The 16,010-nt window shown below is 33.8% G+C and carries 17 protein-coding genes; 4 read left to right on the top strand and 13 right to left on the bottom strand.

Going from position 1 to position 16,010, the window contains the following annotated elements; all coding sequences use genetic code 11:
- Positions 1–414 precede the first annotated feature (414 nt).
- The 6 genes from mreC to ABH959_RS22400 all read right to left on the bottom strand — a co-directional run bounded on the left by mreC (position 415) and on the right by ABH959_RS22400 (position 5,269).
- A complete protein-coding gene (gene mreC, locus ABH959_RS22425) occupies positions 415–1,176 on the bottom strand; it encodes a rod shape-determining protein MreC (RefSeq protein ID WP_003192006.1) in 762 nt (253 codons plus the stop codon).
- A gap of 200 nt (positions 1,177–1,376) precedes the next feature.
- Positions 1,377–1,742, bottom strand: coding sequence for a YxeA family protein (locus tag ABH959_RS22420; RefSeq protein WP_003192005.1), 366 nt, complete (start codon positions 1,740–1,742; stop codon positions 1,377–1,379).
- A 112-nt stretch (positions 1,743–1,854) separates the two neighbouring features.
- Positions 1,855–3,363 carry a sensor histidine kinase gene (locus ABH959_RS22415; RefSeq protein WP_113938188.1) on the bottom strand — a complete coding sequence of 503 codons (1,509 nt, stop codon included), beginning with the start codon at positions 3,361–3,363 and terminating at the stop codon, positions 1,855–1,857.
- Complete coding sequence (locus ABH959_RS22410) at positions 3,347–4,048, bottom strand: response regulator transcription factor (RefSeq protein ID WP_113938189.1); 702 nt, start codon at positions 4,046–4,048, stop codon at positions 3,347–3,349. The genes ABH959_RS22415 and ABH959_RS22410 overlap by 17 nt, the downstream gene beginning before the upstream one ends.
- Positions 4,049–4,076: 28 nt before the next feature.
- The gene (locus ABH959_RS22405; RefSeq protein WP_000418950.1) at positions 4,077–4,691 is read right to left on the bottom strand and encodes a DedA family protein; all 615 of its coding nucleotides are present in this window, start codon (positions 4,689–4,691) and stop codon (positions 4,077–4,079) included.
- On the bottom strand, positions 4,691–5,269 hold the full coding sequence (locus ABH959_RS22400; RefSeq protein ID WP_002129619.1) for a class I SAM-dependent methyltransferase: 579 nt from the start codon (positions 5,267–5,269) through the stop codon (positions 4,691–4,693). Before ABH959_RS22400 ends, ABH959_RS22405 begins: the two co-directional genes overlap by 1 nt.
- Positions 5,270–5,577: 308 nt before the next feature.
- Here ABH959_RS22400 and ABH959_RS22395 point away from each other — a divergent pair, with 308 nt between their 5' ends.
- Complete coding sequence (locus ABH959_RS22395) at positions 5,578–6,036, top strand: hypothetical protein (RefSeq protein WP_001064712.1); 459 nt, start codon at positions 5,578–5,580, stop codon at positions 6,034–6,036.
- A 65-nt stretch (positions 6,037–6,101) separates the two neighbouring features.
- Here ABH959_RS22395 and ABH959_RS22390 read toward each other — a convergent pair whose 3' ends face one another.
- Both ABH959_RS22390 and ABH959_RS22385 read right to left on the bottom strand, forming a co-directional pair.
- A complete protein-coding gene (locus ABH959_RS22390; protein WP_000176129.1) occupies positions 6,102–8,051 on the bottom strand; it encodes an ABC transporter permease in 1,950 nt (649 codons plus the stop codon).
- Positions 8,038–8,808: an ABC transporter ATP-binding protein gene (locus tag ABH959_RS22385; RefSeq protein WP_000859658.1), complete on the bottom strand. Its 771-nt coding sequence runs from the start codon at positions 8,806–8,808 to the stop codon at positions 8,038–8,040. The genes ABH959_RS22390 and ABH959_RS22385 overlap by 14 nt, the downstream gene beginning before the upstream one ends.
- 304 nt (positions 8,809–9,112) lie before the next feature.
- Here ABH959_RS22385 and ABH959_RS22380 point away from each other — a divergent pair, with 304 nt between their 5' ends.
- Complete coding sequence (locus ABH959_RS22380; RefSeq protein ID WP_404493173.1) at positions 9,113–9,985, top strand: AraC family transcriptional regulator; 873 nt, start codon at positions 9,113–9,115, stop codon at positions 9,983–9,985.
- A 65-nt stretch (positions 9,986–10,050) separates the two neighbouring features.
- Here ABH959_RS22380 and ABH959_RS22375 read toward each other — a convergent pair whose 3' ends face one another.
- The 5 genes from ABH959_RS22375 to ABH959_RS22355 form a co-directional block, all read right to left on the bottom strand.
- The gene (locus ABH959_RS22375; protein WP_404493172.1) at positions 10,051–11,625 is read right to left on the bottom strand and encodes a permease; all 1,575 of its coding nucleotides are present in this window, start codon (positions 11,623–11,625) and stop codon (positions 10,051–10,053) included.
- Entirely contained in the window at positions 11,615–12,331 is a 717-nt protein-coding gene (locus tag ABH959_RS22370; RefSeq protein ID WP_002167491.1) for an ABC transporter ATP-binding protein, read from the bottom strand. Before ABH959_RS22370 ends, ABH959_RS22375 begins: the two co-directional genes overlap by 11 nt.
- A gap of 169 nt (positions 12,332–12,500) precedes the next feature.
- The gene (locus ABH959_RS22365; RefSeq protein WP_404493171.1) at positions 12,501–13,139 is read right to left on the bottom strand and encodes an SdpI family protein; all 639 of its coding nucleotides are present in this window, start codon (positions 13,137–13,139) and stop codon (positions 12,501–12,503) included.
- Positions 13,140–13,163: 24 nt separating this feature from the next.
- A complete protein-coding gene (locus ABH959_RS22360) occupies positions 13,164–13,799 on the bottom strand; it encodes an SdpI family protein (protein WP_002143549.1) in 636 nt (211 codons plus the stop codon).
- Positions 13,796–14,068: an autorepressor SdpR family transcription factor gene (locus ABH959_RS22355; RefSeq protein WP_001070538.1), complete on the bottom strand. Its 273-nt coding sequence runs from the start codon at positions 14,066–14,068 to the stop codon at positions 13,796–13,798. The genes ABH959_RS22360 and ABH959_RS22355 overlap by 4 nt, the downstream gene beginning before the upstream one ends.
- 207 nt (positions 14,069–14,275) lie before the next feature.
- Between ABH959_RS22355 and ABH959_RS22350 the strand changes: the two genes are divergently transcribed.
- A complete protein-coding gene (locus ABH959_RS22350) occupies positions 14,276–14,971 on the top strand; it encodes a response regulator transcription factor (RefSeq protein ID WP_000276730.1) in 696 nt (231 codons plus the stop codon).
- Between the two features lie 2 nt (positions 14,972–14,973).
- On the top strand, positions 14,974–15,996 hold the full coding sequence (locus ABH959_RS22345) for a sensor histidine kinase (protein ID WP_002015836.1): 1,023 nt from the start codon (positions 14,974–14,976) through the stop codon (positions 15,994–15,996).
- Positions 15,997–16,010 lie beyond the last annotated feature (14 nt).

Raw genomic sequence — 16,010 nt, 5'->3', positions numbered from 1 at the left:
GTTTTATAACCCAATTCATATACCATTACTTTGTTCTCACGAAGATGGCGTCAATAACGTTTTCGAAGAGCCATTATTCTCGCGCTCAAATAATGCATTTACAAATATAAATTCGAAGGATATTGTATAGGTTTTCTAGCCTACTGGAGAGGTTATATAAATAATTAATATTAAAAATGGACAAAAAAAGACCCACTGTAATACTTAATAACTTTGCACTTATCATCAGTTTACCTCTTCATTATAATTGTCCGAGATAAAGATAAGATAAAGATAAAATAAAAACGATATAAAGATATAACTACATATTATTAAATTTAGTACCATTTTATTTTCCCTTATCCCTCTTACTCTTTACTTTACATTAATTCTCTTCGTTTCTAATTCACCTCTCATAGACACTATATAAAACTATTATTTAGGTTCTATTAAAATTACATCTTCTAAATCATATAGATTTGCCTTTGGTTTTGCATAAATAATATAAGCAAGACCATATTGATCTGGTTCTTGCTCTATCACCTCTGCTACTTCAAGACCGGGTGGTATTTTCTGACTTAATTCAGAGGTAATAACGCTATCACCTATTTTTATTTCTTTCGCTTTATCTGATGGAATATTATCAATTCGAAGGGCTTGTTTTTTCTTATCGTACCCTGTAACAAATCCTAAAATAGATGAATCATTTTGGAAGGTGATTGCTAAACGATTTGTTCGTTCATCTTTCGTAATTAATTTCACAACAGATGTATATTGATCTACACTCTCTACCTTTCCGATAAAACCGTTCACTGTAATAACAGCCATATCAGCCTTTACACCATGTTGTGAACCTCTATCGAGAGTAATTTCTCTATACCACTCTTCTGCTACACGGGTTACTACTGTAGCTTGAATGAAATTATATTTTCCCTGTTCCTTTAATTCTTTCGTTTTGTTGATAATTTTAGTAAGGCTTTCTTTCTCCTCACTTAACATTTGCACTTTACTCTTTAACGATTCTTGATGTTCAATTTTCCCTTTCAATACCTGATTCTCTTTATATACTTTATAGATGTCTTCTATATTATGAACAATATTTTGGACATGCTTATTATTTGTACATACATACACCATCAATAAAGCCAAAAGAATAATTGAAAGAAATAATAATATTTTCTTCTTAGAAACCTGCATAATTATCCTGCTACTCCTTACTATTTTTTATCTACATACTATAGAATACTAGTCATTGTACACAGAAGAAATGCAGTTTGGATAAAGTTCAGATAAACTTTATCTTCTTTATAAAAAATTTAGAAATTATCATATACTGCCACTATATTCGAAGCTTGATCGTTACTTTATCCATGGAATGCAACTTATAATTTCTATAACTAATTATGTTTTATTTGTACTTTCTCTTTTACTTTATTAGGTATTTCATCTACTTGTACTTCCTCCCATTTCATACCATAACTTCCTTTAGATCTAATCTTTAAATATGACCCTATTCTTAAATGTTTTGAAGCAGTCATCGCGATCTTTTGCTCTTGACCGGATTCATTATATCCTTTGAATTTATATTGCCATCTACCAAAACCATCTTTCTTAGCCTCAAATTTACCATCATTGTCTACAACAGCATAATAAACATCTTCTTTAATAAATGGATTGAGTTGATCTACAATCGGTCCACCTTTCCCGATAAGTAATGTAACTCCAACTATAATCAATACGATAAACACACTTATTTTTTTCATGAAACTTTCTATTCTCCTCTTCTCAGATACTTCCCCTTAAAGGACTTCCTCTAAATCAATCGCGGCGCTATTACTTATTAAAATGTAACCAAATTTCCTAATGCTCTTCTAATTAAATTGGCAATAAGATAATAAATTGAATAACCCCATTTTCATATTCTGCTCGAATTTCTCCTTTGTGCAATTCAACAATGCTTTTTGCAATTGCAAGCCCCAAACCTGAACCTTCTACAGCTCTACTTCTTGATTGATCTTTTTTATAAAAACGCTCAAACAAATTCTCTAATTCTTTTTTTGTAAATTCTTCACTATGATTCGCTATAGAAATTTTGATATGCTGTTCTTCTCTTTGAAGTAAAACTCGAATTTCTGCTTTATCTATACTGTATTTAATTGCATTTATTAAAAGATTTTCAAACACACGTACCATTTTTTCTGAGTCCACAACAGCATATATACGATCTTCCTGAAATTCTTTCACAAAAGAAAGATTATGCTCCTCCGCTTGTGGTACTAGCTCTTCTATTAACTGATCAAGTAGTTCATTCATACACACTTCTTGTGAATCTAACGCCTTATTTTCATCTGTTAGTTTTGTATACTCAAACAAATCCTCTATTAACATCTTCAACTGCTCTGATTTTGAGAAAGCAATTTTTATATACTCATCATGCTGTTCTTTATTTTCATATTTTGCATCACCTAGTAAACGTAAATACCCCATAATAGAAGTAAGTGGTGTTCTTAAATCATGTGATACATTTGTAATCAATTCACTTTTTTGTTTCTCTATTTGTTTTTCCTTTTCTATATTAGCCAAAAGCTTTTCTGCCATTTGATTAATATTTGAAGTTAATAACCCTATTTCATCTTGACCTGCCTGTTTGATTTTATATTGTAAGTTACCTTTCGAAAATTCCCTTACTCCTTCTGCCATCGCTTCAATCTGATTCATCTTCCTTTTCGTTATATAAAAGAAAGATAGTATAAACGTGATAAAACCTAGTAAAGATGGAAATGGGCTATTATCATTCACGATATACTTCACATTTCCTTGTGGTATACCACTTGCAATGATATACATATTTTTCGTATTAACAGTAACCGGATAAAAGGTTGTAAACTCCTTACGCTTTTGTTCAGTTCCATCTTGAATTAAATTTTGCGCCTCTACATATCGTACTTGATCCATTTTAAAATCCATCACATTACGCATCGTCTCATGAAGATTGATTTGTTCTTCCGGCGCTCCCTTTGTTTTATAAACGACTTTCCCATTCTCATCTATTATTAAAATTTTCAGTTGATTTTGATGATTCGATTGATCAAGCAGTTCTTGTATATTAATTTCCTTACCTTCCTCTGTTATACTTCCAACAAGCCATTGTGTCTGTCCATCAATGGCTTCCATACCTGATGCATAATCAATGATAGAAATTTTATTCGCATCCTCGAAAAAGGAAGATGAAGACCATCCTACTAATACACCGAGTAACGTACAGAAAGTAAATGTAGCAATTAGCTGTATCCGTATACTTTTTTCCAAATAACTCACTGTTTTACCTATCATTTTTTTAAAAATTTGATTCATCCATATTATCGGTTCAAATATCTTTCTCAATCTTGTAGCCAACTCCCCATACTGTTTTAATATAACGAGGCTTTCTTGGAATCGCCTCTATCTTTTCGCGTATTTTCCGAATATGTACCATCACGGTATTATCGGATTGGAAAGCTTGTTCTTTCCATACTCTTTCATAAATTTGCGCTGCATTTAATACCATTCCTTGATTTCGTGCGAACAATTCTAATACCTCAAACTCTCTCGGTGTCAATTTCACTTCTTCATTTGCAATAATGACCTGACGCGTTACTATATTTATCTTTATATCTCCAACTTCAAATACACTTTCATCTTTTACGCTTGTCCCGCTCATTTTCATATATCTCCGAAGTTGTGATTTAATCCGAGCAATGAGTTCCAGCGGATTAAATGGTTTTGCTACGTAATCATCTGCCCCAGTTGTTAACCCTAAAATCTTGTCCATATCTTGCGTTTTTGCCGACAGCATAATAATAGGCATTTCCGCTATTTCTCTCACTTTCATACACATATGAATGCCATCTATTTTCGGCATCATAATATCAAGTACAATTAGATGCACGTCTCTTTTCTTTACTATTTCTAACCCCTCTTCACCATCTACAGCTTGTAATACTTCGTATCCTTCATTCTTTAAATAGATAGCGATAAGTTTTCTAATTTCCTTCTCATCGTCCACGATTAGTATCGTTCCTTTACTCACAAAATCTCCTCCAGCATCATTTACCAAACTAAGAATGTTGCTTTATTTCACTCACTACTGCATTCTTCTTATGCATATACACATAAGAAATACTACAAACTACAATAACGATGCCACCAAAATATATACCGTACTCGGTCGCAAGGGTTACTATCACTTCTATATGCTTTCCAAATATAGAACCTAGTACAAAATAAACTAACGTCCAGACAAATCCTGTTACATATGAATAAATCGCATATGTCTTAAAAGACATGTTATTCATTCCTACTAAATACGGTACGATATGCCTCACAACAGGTATAAAATAACTTATAACTAATGCATAATGACCATATTTCCCTATCATCTCTTGCGATTTTAGAAGATACTTCATCTTTTTCTTTTTCATCAATTTATTAAGCACTTTTATGCCAAAGATTTTCCCGAGTATATACCCTAAAGAAAGGCCGGATACAACGCCTAAATACGTTAATAAAAAGGCGGGAATCAAATTCAATATACCCATCGATGATACAAATCCACCACTCATTACAATCATTTCATCTGGAATCGGCATACCGATAATACCAAGCCATAAACAAAAAAATAGTGCCCAATAACCATACTGCTCAATGTATGACATTAATTCATGTAGCTCCATTATGCATATGCTCCCCTTAGCTCTTTTTTACAGCTAAAGACGTAAGCTGGTGGGAAATTGAACCACACTTTTTCTAGTGTAATTTCAGGGAAGAAATGCTGTATAAATCCTTTTTTCACAAGTGAATATTGGAATGTAATAAATTCTCCATTCTCATGTATCGTTTCCATTACACTGTTTAAAATGCGCTTTGAAACCTCTTCTGGTAAAGAAGTGAAAGGCAATCCCGATAAGACGTAATCAATACATTCTATATTCAATTGTTCCATATACTTCTTTATATTTTCCGCTGAGCCGTGTATAACAATCACGTTCTGCTCATCTTTAAATTTTCTCTTTAACTCTTTGAAAAATACTTCATTAATTTCAATAAGAAGAAATATTGTCTCCTTCTTCTTTCTCTTTATAATTTCTTTCGTAAAGGCTCCTGTACCAGGCCCTAGCTCTACAATGCATTTCGCTCTATTAAAATCAATTACATCTACCATTTTCTTTGCTAATATCTTTGAACTTGGCGCAATCGCACCAGTATGTTTCGGATGTTTAATAAATTCATTTAAGAATGTTATGAGCTGCATATACTCTCTCTCCATTCGTTCAATAGTTTTTAACTTGTGTTTAAGTATAACTATCGTTTCTTAACAAATATTGAGGAGATTTCTTAAGATTTTATGAAGATGAAGGAAATCTTCATCTTTACTATAAACAAACATAAAAAATTGAATTCCAAAGATAAGCGAATCAAACATATACAAATAAGTCAGCTTGTTTATTTACCATGAATGATCATGTTCCTACTCCGATTTTGTATAGCGAAGTTACTATTTTTATGTTAGAATCCTCTAAGATATTTGAAATTAGTATAGAAATCATTTTTGGAGGCTTTATGAATAATCAAAACGATAATAAATCAAATGCATTATTTGCAGCTATACAAATAGTGCTACCACTTTTATTACCTATTCTTGTCCCTACATTTTTAATAGTGGGAATGAAAAAGTGGATGCCCGATGAAGTTAAGTATCCAAGCATAATATCATTGTTCGCATTATGTATGGGATTTTTCATAGTAGGAATTCTCTTCTCTATTGTTTTACGTTTATGTAAATTATCTGAGGAAAAATTAAAGGAATTAGGATTTTTAGGATTTACACTTTCGGCTGTTAGCACATTTCTAAGTTTTTATGTAGGTTACTTTTGGTTGGCAGACCTTAACTTCACATCAGTTGAATTATCACCTCATGCCGTATTAATTTTCGCTATTCTATGTACCTTGCTATTGGAAGGTATTTTTAAAGTAATGGACATGTTTGATAGTTCGGACGAAAATAAAGCTCACGTATAGACAAAAAAGCATTCGACTAACATGTTAGTCGGATGCTTTTTTACTAAGATAAAACAACTCTTTCATTACTTCGCGCTCACAATCTTATAATAAGAGCGAACTGTTAAGAAGTAATATCCGATATAAATAACGCTGTATACTCCGATACTAATTAGAAGCGGAATCATAATTTCAAATGGTAGTATGTTCCCTAAACCTTTTAATGCAAACAAACTGTGTAGAATTCCGATTACTAGTGGAATTGCAAAGATAAAGCTCACTTGTTTTGCAATAGCTTTTTTCATTTCTTGTTTCGTTACACCGACTTTATGAAGGACAACGTAACGCTCACGATCTGCACTTGCTTCTGTTAGCTGTTTGAAGTAAATAATAGAACCTGTTGCTAGTAAGAATACAAGTCCTAAGAACATTCCGATGAACATCATTAGTCCAGTTGCTTCAAGTCCCATATGGAAACCAGTATAGAAGTCTCTAAATGGTGGTGCCATTTCTGATTCACTAGCTGGCATCACTTTTGTTAATTTTTCTGTTAATACTTTACTGTTTCTTTCATCTTTTACATCAATATTTTTTACAACACGTGTTCCAAATGCTTGCTTCGCCTGTTCATACATTTCATCTGAAACGACAACAACTAATTCACCTAAGTTCGTAATTGCATTATTATTTGCACCTTGGATCGTCAATGTCTTCGTTTCATTTCCAATTTGGAATACCGCTTTATTTCCTTTATATTCAGGGCTAAACTCATACCCTTCAATATAAGAACTATCATATATAAATGCTTCGCCAGTAGCTATATTCACTGTTTCCGCATCGATTTTTTTCGCAAGTTTGTTGAATTCAGATTGAGATATAAATTGATATTTCTCTGAGATACTGTAGTTCATATTAAAGATGAAATCGACTTTAGCTCCTTCAAACTTTCCTTTTACAGGAACCATCTCAACTTCAAATTGATCTTTTACAGGGTGATTCTCTTTCTCTTCAGCAAAAATCGCATTTACTTTCTTATCTAGTTCTGCATCTTTCTTCTCATAAGAGTAGCTGTATGGTGCAACTGCTTTTGATTGTGTAAATGTGTTGTAATACATCGTAACTGACGTACCAACCGCCGTTAATGTTACTGCACTTAAAATAGAAATTGTCGCAAGTGACTTTGCATTTCCTTTAATACGATATAGTAACTGTGACGTCGTTATCATATTCATACCGTTATAAAACGATGATTTATTATTTCTTGCACGTTTCAATACGAATACTGTAAAGAACATAAATAGTAAATACGTACCTAATACTGTCGCAAGTAATATATAAAGTGCGACTGCCATAAAGTTTGCATACATAACTGCCTTCATAAACATTAACGCTAAGAAATAACCTGAGCCGATTAAGAAAACTGAAATTAACGCCATAATTACGGATCCTTTTGGCATTGCTTCTCCTTCACGCTCTGCGCGGAAAAGTTCAATTAACTTAAAGCGATAAATTAAACGATACCCTTGAAGTGATGTATATAAAATAATCACAAAGAAAATAATTGCTGTATCAATAATCGCAGCCATCGGTACTTCAAAATGAACATTTAAGTTTAATCCCATCATACTTACTAGTAGTTCAAGGAATAGTTTCGAAAGGACGCTACCGATCGCAATCCCGATAATTAAAGACATTAATCCCATTAACATATTTTCATAAAAGAGCATTTTACCGATCTGTCTTTTTCGGATACCAAGTAACGAATATAGCCCAACTTCTTTTTTACGTTTTCTTGTAAAGAAACCGTTCGAATATATAATAAACACTGCTACGAAAATGATTAGCATTACACTGGAAACTTGGAATGCACCGCTAATCTTTTTTGATGCTTCCGCTGCTTTTTCCATTTGTGAATTATATTGCAGTGCTTTAAATGTAAAGTAAATTACGATACTAAATATCATAGATGCAAAATATACAAAGTAGTCTTTAAAGTTCCGCTGTATGTTGCGGAGGGCAATGCTAGATAAGGTCATCAGCCATACCTCCAGAAATGGAAGACATTACGTCAACGACTTTTTGGAAGAACTGTTTACGTGTTAATTCACCACGGTGTAATTCTTTATATAACTCACCATCTTTAATGAAAATAACTCGTTTACAATAACTAGCCGCAAACGCATCATGCGTTACCATTAAAATTGTAGAATTATCATATTCATTTAACGACTTCATACTTTCTAATAAATCTGTCGCTGATTTAGAATCAAGTGCTCCAGTCGGCTCGTCCCCAAATATCATACTAGGACTTGTAACGATCGCACGCGATGCTGCGCAGCGCTGCTTCTGTCCACCAGATACTTGGTATGGGAACTGGCTTAAAATATGATCAATACCGAATTTCTTTGAGATTTCAAGAACGCGGCGATCAATCTCACTCGCTTTCACCTTCGATAATGCAAGAGGTAACGCAATATTCTCTTTCACCGTTAACGTATCTAATAAGTTATAATCTTGGAAGATGAAACCTAAATGATCACGGCGGAATAACGCCAGCTTATCATCATTCATCTTCACGATATCTTTTCCATCAATTAAAATCTCACCGTTCGTCGCATTATCAATTGTAGAAAGAACATTTAAAAGAGTCGTCTTACCCGAACCAGAAGGCCCCATAATTCCAACGAACTCCCCTTCTTTTACTTGTAAGTTAATACCTTTTAAAGCTGCAAATTTATTCCCACCTGTGTCATATACTTTTTCAATATTTTTTGCTTCTAACACTGTTTTCATCTCGACATCCCTCATTTCTTCTATTCTCTATTTTCAACTATATATACTCTCTACTCTTGCCACTATCGATGTTTCTTACACAAACATGACAGTTATGTAAGGCACATAAGTAAAGACATCAGAATTTAACCTAATGTACTAAAGTACTTTGTTACTATAACATTGGGATATCATGCCATCCATTCATTCTCCTTACATGAACATTACATTTTTGTAAGGTAAAAAACTACCTACAAAGTTGTGCACGAAATGTCGGATGGAGCTATTTCATTCCTGATATTCTATATACAAAGGAGGTCATATAATGGATTCACTTAAAAATATGAATGCGGCAATGCAGTATATTGAAGACAACCTTACACACGAAATTGATTTTAAAGAAGTCGCAAAAATAGCTTTCTGCTCCGAATATCATTTCAAAAGAATGTTTTCTTTTCTAGCTGGCATATCACTATCAGAATATATTCGCTGTAGACGTCTTACCCTTGCTGCCTTTGAACTAACAGATAGCAATGCAAAAGTCATTGATGTTGCTATAAAATATGGATACAACTCACCAGATTCATTTACACGTGCATTTCAAAATTTGCACGGAATAACGCCTTCAGAAGCTCGAAGTACTAGTCGTTCTTTGAAAGCTTATTCACCAATGACCTTCCAACTATCCATTCAAGGGGGAAATGAAATGAACTATCGAATTGAAGAAAAAGGGCCATTTCAAATCATTGGTATACAAAAACGAGTACCGATTGTTTTTAACGGTGTAAACGAAGAAATTGCTTCTATGTGGAAAAGTTTAGACAGCCAATCAATCGAAACATTAAAGTCCCTTTCAAATATTGAACCTACCGGAATTATTAGTGCTTCTACGAATTTTTCTGAAGGAAGAATGGAGGAAAAAGGCGAACTCGATCACTATATTGGAGTAGCCACAACGAAAGATTGTCCAAAGCAATTCAAACAACTTGAAGTCGCAGCTTCAACATGGGCTATATTTGAAGCTGTCGGTCCATTTCCTGATGCATTACAAAATATGTGGGGACGTATTTATTCCGAATGGTTCCCTTCTTCGAATTATGAACTAGCGGAAGGACCCGAAATATTATGGAATGAAAGTAAAGACGTATCCTCACCAAATTTCAGAAGCGAGATATGGGTACCTGTTTTAAAAAAGTAATATAAAGTTCTAAAATTTTTCAAAATAAAGAAGCTGCTCTTCCTCTTTAAAGGAAAAGCAGCTTTTTATTTTATACTTCTTCTCGACTCGTTCTTATACAAGAAAATAGTAATCATCGCAAGCACTATAATAACTACCAAAGTAAATACTCTATAGTTCGAGATCGTAGCAGTACCGATTAACAAGGCAGGTATAACAGCCGTAATTAAGCCACCAAACATACCGACAAACGATCCTACACTTTGTTTTACTATTTGAGTTTCTGATACCCAATCATAATAACCAAATCGATTATTAATAAAAATCCCCCATACTGCCGAAAAGAATGAATATGTTATCGGTGTTATTACGATTAAAAGAGAACTCCAAACATCTAGTTTTAACCCTATTATTAGTAATACGGCACTAATAAGTGATGCAGGTATACTTAATGAAAGATTCATAAGAATTTTACTGTCATAAATCATCTTTGGCGCTATAGGCAACGACTTAATAATCCATACATTTTTTCCTTCTAATGACAATGATACACATGTTGTACACGTCATCGAAATCGCTGCTGCAATAGCAAACGGCGCAACCTTTTGCAACAGGGCCTCAATTCCAGGATACGCTATTAATTGACTTGGTCCTACTACAACTATAGCTAGTGCGAAAGCTAGCGCCATCACAACTCCCATTCCGCTATTTACCACATACACTGTAGAAGAAAAGAAACGCTTCAGTTCTTTTTTATACAATGCGGCCAATACACTTTCTTTTCTCATGCTATGAATTTCATAATTTGAAAGCATATGATAAGTGGTAATCTCTGTATTTATTTGCTTATATTTTAACGAAAGGATTTTTACAAAAAGATAATACCAAATAACCGATATCCCAACGAATAGGATGAAAGCTACAATATCAGCATTAACAATTGCTTTTTGAAACATGTTAGCTAATGGATACACTTTAGTTAGTTGCTCTGAAATAATTGCACCTATTCCGTTCATATCATTAAGACTATATTGAGCATTTCCGCTTTTTAGCATAAAGAAACCGAATGTAATAATTACTATAAAACTTAAAGTCGTAGTTATTTTATTCGTATTTTTAAATTTAGAAGCGATTGCCGTAATAGCAGCTCCAAAAATCGCTGCTATTGTTGTTGGAATTAAAGATGCTATAAACATACTGATGAACCACATAAAGTAAAAAGAGACTGATGGCCTCTCATGTATGCCATAAACAACTCCCATTGGTAGCATGATTATGATTGAAAAGATCGTATTCAGCAAATATAAATACAAAAACCTACTTGTAATAACCGTACTTACACGAATCGGTAATGACATTAAAAGATCGTAATCCTTAAAAGCAAAAATCTCTCCATTTGCCTTAAATATAGTGAAAAACAACGTCAATACACTGCTAATAACTAGTGCATAAACTGGGATAATTTCACTTATTCCTAGTCTCACCAATCCATATGCCGAGGCCCCACAATATAGCATTAACATGACACCAACTAAGGCAATAGATGCTGACAGTAAAATCTTATTCTGCTTCTTCTTTTTATCTTTTTCGTATTTAAAAGTATTTAAACCAAGCTGCGTTATCAAGCGGATTTTTAAAAGACCTAGACTACTAATATTCATTAGCAAGCTCCTTCATAAAGAGCTCTTCCAATGATCCTTCCTTTATTAAAGAATTCACTTCCCCTGAAAGTGCTAATTTCCCTCTATTAATCATCGCTATTTTATTACATAACTTCTCCGCCACATCTAAAACATGCGTAGAAAAGAAAATCGCACTTCCCTTTTCACAAAGCTCCTTCATAATACCTTTCAACACTACAGCAGCCTTTGGATCAAGACCAACGAAAGGTTCATCTAAAACTAATAATTTCGGTTTATGCAAAACCGCTGATATAATCGCCACTTTTTGTTTCATACCATGTGAATAAGAAGATATTAAATCACCTAGGTACGGTGTAATCTCAAAAGCATCTCCATACTTTTGTATCTCCTTTTCCCGATCTTTTGCAGACACTTTAAACACATCCGCAACAAAGTTTAAATATTGAATTCCTGTTAATTGCTCATATAAATCTGGATTATCGGGAATATACGCCACTACTCTCTTACATGCAATCGGATCCTTTTTCACTGAATATCCATCAACAAAAATTTCACCCTCTTCAAAATCTATAACTCCAACTAACGACTTAATTGTTGTACTTTTCCCCGCACCGTTATGCCCAATAAATCCAAAGATATCTCCTGCTTGAACAGTAATATTTAACTGATCTACTGCTTTTTTGCCACCTTTGTATGTCTTGCTAAAATTTATAATTTCTAACATGTGATTTCCCCCAAACTATCTCTCGGATAAAAAACAAAATATTCAGATTATCAAGCTTTTAATTTTACTCAGCAAGTTTTGTTTGTTATCCTCACTGAGTATTAGAACCTGTTAACACATAAAAACTATAAATATATAATTTGATTAGTGTAGTTCAATCGCTTATTGCTTACAATTGCATTTCTTTTTTATAAATAACATATGACTTTATCGTTGATATGAAGATGCATACTAATATTATTCCAATCCCCACAAAGATATTGAATGGATCTGGAAGTAACGCTCCCGCATATATACAAAGTGCACCTATTACAAATACCTTCGAAGCAAATCTGTGTGTTTTTCTCCAAACTACAGGATTTTCTAAGGTCCAGTCCATTCGAATGCCTACTAAACCATTTGGCTTCGTTTGTTGCATGTGATTACCTAGTACAAGAAACAACGTTCCAAGTCCGAAATTAAAGGCGATTGAGCCTGAAGCAATATAATTAGACGCTGCTAATAACGCAAATATGTTACAGCCGAATCCTATAAAAAGAATGGCATAGTTAATTGCAGAAAGGACTTTAGCATGCTGTTTATACTTATCTTTTGTTACATCAATATACCCCATAGCTAGCCATATCAAATACAGCAACACCATACTACCTATTGAAAATGAACTCGCTTCTACTTTAGAAAAATATCCATCTACCATTCCTGCAGCATTATAATCACGTGGAATTTGTTTCGGTAAATAAGGCCATACAATGTACCAGCCAATTGCAATTGCAATAATTAAACTCCATGGTAATACGTGTCTTTTCATCCTCTCTCCCCCATAAATTTTATATTAAGCCCCTATCTCTTTCTTATAAGCAACATAGGAATATCCCATCGTTAGTCCTACTGCACCAATAATAATTCCAGCCATTACGAAAGATTTCCATGCTACCGGCGCGAAAACACTTAAAATCATAATGATTCCTAATGCAACAAACACCTTTCCACTAAAACGGTGTGTTTTTCTCCATACTTCTTCGTTACTTAACGTCCACGGTGTTTTTATGCCTACAAAGTAATTTGGTTTACATTGTGGTAAATAGTTTCCGATAACTATGAATAGAATACCAACTAATAATTCAGGCATGCGATTAATGAATAAGTTATATCCTAATCCACTTGTAATAATATCTATATTTCCTACAAATAGTAGCAATAGTATCCCGTTATTCATCATCATAAAAGCTTTAGAAAATTTCTCGTAATTTGCTTTCCTTGGATCAATCTTTGGTATCACATTTAGAAATACATATAACGCAATCATAATTCCAACCATAGAAATCATTCCATATAATTTAGAAGAATAACCATCTACCTTACCACCACTCCAATGTGTCGCGATTGTATCCGGCAAATGTGGCCAAGCAAACGCCCAAGCTATACAAGTTATAAGAATTAATATAATTGCAAAAAGATGCTTTTTCATTTCCCCTCTTCCCCCTTATTTGTAAATGTAAACACCCAAGTCAATAAATCTTGAAAGACAGTTGTGTTCAAAGAGTACACAACGAATTGCCCTCTTTTTTCATCTTGAATAAGTTCAGCATTTTTAAGTGCATTTAAGTGGTGTGAAATACTTGGCTTTGTCATGTTGAACTGTTCAGCAATTTCCCCAGCTGTTAAATCGCCTTCTTTTAATAAGTCTAAAATTTTTCGCCTTGTCGGGTCTGCTAATGCTTTAAATGCTTGATTCAATGTCTTTCTTCCTTTCGATAATTAGACATTTAGATATTTATCTAAATGTTAAAATATTTTCAGTTAATTGTCAATTGTATCCTAGCCCTTTTTACTTTTTCCACTTTTGACCTATATTGTTTACTAGCTTATATTTCAACATAATGAAAAGACGAGAAACACATGATACACTATAGCTACAATTGTTTTTTTAGGAGGAATATACATATGTATAAAATTTTAATCGTTGAAGACGATCCAAATATTTCATCATTACTACAATCTCACATTCAAAAATATGGCTATGATGCTGTTGTTGCGGAGAACTTCGATGATATTATGGAATCGTTTAACGCTGTGAAACCACATCTTGTTTTACTTGATGTAAACTTACCGAAATTCGATGGATTCTACTGGTGCCGTCAAATTCGCCATGAATCTACTTGTCCAATTATTTTCATTTCGGCACGCGCAGGTGAAATGGAGCAAATTATGGCGATTGAAAGCGGTGCGGATGATTACATTACAAAACCGTTCCACTATGACGTTGTAATGGCAAAAATTAAAGGGCAATTACGCCGTATTTACGGTGATTATGCACCAAATATTTCTGAGCGTATCGTTGAAGTTGAAGGACTAAAACTATTCCCTGAGCGTCCAGAAATTCATTTCGGCGCTGAGCAAGTTCTTTTAACGAAGAAAGAAGCAATTTTAGCAGAAATGTTGTTATCTAAATTTCCTCGTACAGCGAGTCGTGAAGATTTACTAGCCGCTCTTTGGGACGACGAAAGCTTCGTTGAGGAAAATACATTAAACGTAAACATCACGCGTCTTCGTAAAAAGTTCAATGAGCTTGGTATTGAAAATGCTATTGAAACAGTACGTGGACTTGGGTATCGTTTTAACGCAACTTGGAGTGAATAAGCATGAAACTATTTTTACGTGATCATTTTGCATTTTTCCTACTATATGTATTAAACTTCGGAATCATTTTCGTTCTTTATGATGCAGTAGACGGATTTCAAAATAATAAGTTTTACTTCATCGTTTTAAGTTTATACTTATTCATCTGTTTCCTCGCTTATCGTTACGTTCGTAACCGTAGAATGTATCACAGATTAAGTGAACCACCAGAGAAACTGGAAGATGCGTTTATTGAAAGAGCGACTGCTCCTATGCCACACGGTGTAAACGAGCTCGTTCGTACGCAATATCGTCTATTCCAAAAAGACCTACAAACATTCGAAGTAAAACAGCAAGAACACCAATTATTTATTAACCATTGGGTACATCAAATGAAAACGCCTGTTTCTGTTATGCAGCTTATGGTGCTTGAAATGGAAGATGAGCATTTAATCCCTAAATTCAAAAAAGAGCTAGAGCGATTAAATCAAGGGCTCGATATGGCTTTATACATGGCAAGATTAAATAACTTCCATGAGGACTTCCATGTTGAGACGATTTCATTAAAAGATGCTGTAACAAAAAATATTAACGGATTAAAAGAACTATTCATTCGAAACGGAGTCTTCCCCGTTTTAGAAGTTCATTCAGATTTAAAAGTTGCTTCTGATGCGAAATGGCTAAAGTTCATTATTTATCAGTTAATGACAAATGCAGTTCGCTACTCTGGTGAGCGCGGAAAGAAAGTTTTCTTATCAGCTTACCGAAACGGAAAAGATATTATTTTAGAAGTTCGCGATGAAGGTGTTGGTATTCCGCAAGAAGATATTCGAAGAGTATTTGAACCGTTTTACACTGGGAAAAATGGTCGCGCATTCGGAGAATCTACTGGTATGGGACTTTATATTGTAAGTAAAATTTGTGATTATTTAGGTCACTCTGTGAAACTAGACTCTGAAGTTGGTAAAGGAACGACGATTAAAATCATCTTCCACAACGCTGCAAATAATCAAGCAGAAAATACGGAGAAGGTGACCGAAGCATGATCGTAACATATGCT

The sequence above is a fragment of the Bacillus sp. RC51 genome (assembly GCF_044908115.1).
Taxonomy (GTDB): domain Bacteria; phylum Bacillota; class Bacilli; order Bacillales; family Bacillaceae_G; genus Bacillus_A; species Bacillus_A mycoides.
The sequence above is the reverse complement of the archived record's forward strand: the minus strand, read 5'-3'. Positions and strand labels throughout refer to the sequence as shown.